The sequence below is a fragment of the Hydrogenophaga atypica genome (assembly GCF_042665215.1).
Lineage (GTDB): Bacteria > Pseudomonadota > Gammaproteobacteria > Burkholderiales > Burkholderiaceae_C > Hydrogenophaga > Hydrogenophaga defluvii_A.
Genome location: NZ_JBHTCA010000063.1, coordinates 1 through 3,418 on the forward strand (window position 1 = coordinate 1; position 3,418 = coordinate 3,418).

Consider the following 3,418-nt stretch of genomic DNA (forward strand, 5'->3'; position numbering starts at 1 on the left):
ATCTCCAACGGGGTGAAAGTCGCGGCTCTTGGCGAGAAACCGGTGAACATGCCCACCCGATGGTGGCAGGCTTGGCTCTCCTACGAGGTGAGCATCCGCTGTTGACCCCGCAAGAAGCGTTGAGGCGCGTGATTGCTTCTTGCGAGCTTCCCCAGGTGGTGTTGGGTTGGCGTCAGGACCCGGCGGTCGCTCGGACACGCCTGGCCAACCTGGATGCCCTGCTTGACATGGCTGCCCAGTATGAAGACGCCTGCCGTGGTACCCGCCAAGCAGCGACCATCTCAGGCATGCTGCTGTGGCTGGACAGACAGGCTGAGGCTGGCGAGGACGCTCTGGCGCAACCAGGTGTCGATGCCGTGCGCGTGCTGACCCACCACGCAGCCAAAGGCCTGGAATGGCCTGTCGTGATACTGACCGATCTGGACAAGGAGGTGCGCAACCGGCTTTGGGGCATTTCCACCGTCTCGAATCAGGGTGTCGACGCTGCCGCCCCCCTGAACGACCGCTTCATCCGCTACTGGCCTTGGCCGTTCGGCAAACAGGCGTCTGGCATAGCCGTCAAGGACACGATAGACGCATCGGCCATTGCGCAGCGGTACCAAGCCGCAGCGCTGGCCGAGGCGCAGCGCCTGCTCTACGTCAGCATGACCCGCCCGCGTGAGATGTTGGTGTTGGCGCTCAAACAAAAGGCGAAATCACAGCACTGGCTGGATTCGCTGGATGCACCATGGCTGTTGGACGGGGACCCTGGCGCGGTTCAGACTCAGCTTCCCAACGGGAAAGCCGTTTCGAGCGAGACCTTGATGGTGGAGCCACCAGCAGAGCTTGCCCCTCCGCAGACTGACGCCACAGCTCTGTATTGGCCGCGTCCCGAACCCACGGCAGAGAAACTTCCCCTTTTGTTCAACCCCTCTAGCGTGGGCGCCAGTAAAGGCGAGGTGCTCGACAAGGTTAGTTTTGGGGAGCGGCTTCACGTCAACCCTGGTGCCGATTGGGGCGTGCTGGGCAGCGCAGTGCACGCATGTCTGGCTGCGAGTTTTACCGAACAAGGCACTTGGCTCAGCGAGACTGTCGTGTCCCGTGTACTCGATGGGTTCCAAGTGCGCGCGCATATCGATGCGGACGCATTGAGCACCCAGATCCAAGCCATTCACGCTTGGCTTGAATCAAGATGGCCAGGCAGCAAGGCCCGCGCGGAGGTGCCGGTCAAGACGAGATTGCCAAACGGGCAGGTCATTAACGGGCGTATCGACCTGCTGCTGGAGACAGAGCATGGCTTCGTGCTGATAGACCACAAGTCTTCGCCTTTTGGTGAAGACAAGTGGAGCGAGCTGGTAGATACCTACCAGGGCCAGCTGAATGCGTATGCCAACGCCATAGCGGAAGCTTCCGGGAAAAACGTCATCGAACAGTGGCTGCTGTTCCCTGTGGCGGGTGGCGCTGTTCGGTGCTCACCGTCCCATGCCAAAGTCACCTTGAGGGCAGTGCCATGACTGAAGAAGCACGCTGTTAACGCAAGACGCAGAACCGTGTTGCCGCCCTGTTTACCGCGGTACGGCTGCTGGGGGGCAGGTCAGCAGCGTACCGGCGACCTTCAATGGGGTTATGCGATTGACACCGATGGTCAGTCGCTCAGAACCAAGTCATACCAAGCTTGGGGCGAGAACCGTTTTGCCAACGATCAGGAGCCTGCCACTTTGATCTACTATCGATTCACGAGCGGCCCCTTGGCAGGCCGCTCATACGGAACCATTGTGGGCAAAGTGCCGGGTCGTGATTCTCTGTACCTGAGCAGTAACGTAAGCGTGGCCCCAAGGCCCTTCTTGTGAGGAGCGGAGGGTCAATGCAGGATATGTCCATATGCAAGACAGTGGACACACCCCAGAGTGGAGCGGGCCGACGGTGGAGCGAATCATGCGCAACGGCAAGCGCATTTACGTTTCAGCCTTCAAGGCCTGGCTGGTGGAGCAGGCGCTCAGGCCAGAGGCTTCGGTTGCCGGCCTGGCACTTCGCCATGGCGTCAACGCCAACCAGCTTCGCAGCTGGATGAAACTCGAACACTGGCAGTCCACCCCTCACACGTTGTTGCCGGTCACGGTCGTCGCAGACGCTCGATCAGCTGAGGTAGTGGCCACCACAAACGCCCGCCAGCCCAAGGCAGTGATGGAGATTGAGGTGTGCGGCACTGTCATCCGTCTGCGCGGCCCAGTGGATCCCGAGCAACTCAAGACGGTGCTGGCCGTGCTGCGCGCATGATCGGTCTGCCGGCGAACACGCGGGTGTGGATCGTGGCCGGCCACACCGACATGCGCAAGGGCTTCGACGGCCTGGCGGCGATGGTCCAGGGGGCCCTGAGCGAGAACCCATTCAGTGGGCACGTCTTTGTCTTTCGAGGTCGGCGCGGCGACATCCTCAAAGTGCTGTGGTTCGATGGCCAGGGTTTGCTGCTGCTGAGCAAGCGGCTCGAACGCGGCCGCTTTGTCTGGCCGCAGGCATCGGCCGGTGGCGTATCCCTGACGCCAGCGCAACTGTCGATGCTGCTTGAAGGTATCGACTGGCGCATGCCGGCGCGCACGCACCGTCCCGATCTGGCGGCGTAAAGCTTGGCAGTTGCGGGTCATTCCCGATGAGGTGAGACAGCAGAGTTGGGCATACTCAAGACCGTGCCTGCGCCCCATCAACCGCCCCAGAACATCGACGAATTGCTGCGCATCATCGCGGCGCGCGACAGCGAGGTGGCCCTGCTCAAGTTGATGGTCGACAAACTCAAATTGCAACTGCTGCGCCGGGTTCGTTCCGAATTCGGTACCTCCAGCGAGCAGTGGTCGGCGCAGATGGCATTGATCGATGGTGGCCAAGCCGAGGTGCCCGCCCAAACCAAAGCGGCATCCAAACAAGCACCGGCCAACGACGCGCAGATAGACCGCAGTCTGCCCGCGCACCTGCCGCGCGATGTCCAGGAGCATCTGCCTCCGACCAGCAACACCCACCACGACAGCAATAGTCAGCCCTGTGGCTGCACGGCGTGTGGCGCCCGGCTGCGCAAGATTGGACAGGATGTCTCCGAACAACTGGAATACGTGCCGGCGCATTTCAAGGTGATCCGGCATGTGCGCCCCAAGCTGGCCTGCGTGGCGTGCCATGCAATCTTCCAGGCCAGCGCACCCAGCCGCCCCATAGCACGCGGTGTGGCCGGCGCCGGCCTGCTGGCCCATGTGCTGGTGTCCAAGTACTGTGACCATTTGCCTCTCTACCGCCAAAGCGGCATTTATGCCCGCAGCGGTGTTGAGCTGGACCGCTCAACGCTGGCCGGCTGGGTTGACCAGGCCGATCAATTGCTTGATCCCTTGGTGGCCGCACTGGGTCGTTACACCCTGGCGGCCGCCAAGCTTCACGCCGACGACACGCCCGTGCCGGT

Annotated in this window: 4 protein-coding genes; all 4 read left to right on the forward strand. The window is 62.0% G+C overall.

Features of this window, described 5'->3' with window-relative positions:
* Positions 1-101 precede the first annotated feature (101 nt).
* Positions 102-1,493 carry a 3'-5' exonuclease gene (locus tag ACFQPB_RS23705; protein ID WP_382228849.1) on the forward strand — a complete coding sequence of 464 codons (1,392 nt, stop codon included), beginning with the start codon at positions 102-104 and terminating at the stop codon, positions 1,491-1,493.
* A gap of 421 nt (positions 1,494-1,914) precedes the next feature.
* Positions 1,915-2,256 carry an IS66-like element accessory protein TnpA gene (tnpA, locus tag ACFQPB_RS23710; RefSeq protein ID WP_382228851.1) on the forward strand — a complete coding sequence of 114 codons (342 nt, stop codon included), beginning with the start codon at positions 1,915-1,917 and terminating at the stop codon, positions 2,254-2,256.
* Positions 2,253-2,600, forward strand: a complete 348-nt coding sequence (gene tnpB / locus ACFQPB_RS23715; RefSeq protein WP_382228854.1) for an IS66 family insertion sequence element accessory protein TnpB — start codon at positions 2,253-2,255, stop codon at positions 2,598-2,600. Before tnpA ends, tnpB begins: the two co-directional genes overlap by 4 nt.
* Positions 2,601-2,645: 45 nt before the next feature.
* Positions 2,646-3,418 (forward strand): IS66 family transposase (locus tag ACFQPB_RS23720; protein WP_465262288.1); only part of this gene is annotated, 773 nt, incomplete at its 3' end.

Coding starts and splice junctions, on each gene's coding strand:
- tnpA (WP_382228851.1), top strand. CDS start 1,915: ATGCGCAACGGCAAGCGCATTTACGTTTCAGCCTTCAAGGCCTGGCTG.
- tnpB (WP_382228854.1), top strand. CDS start 2,253: ATGATCGGTCTGCCGGCGAACACGCGGGTGTGGATCGTGGCCGGCCAC.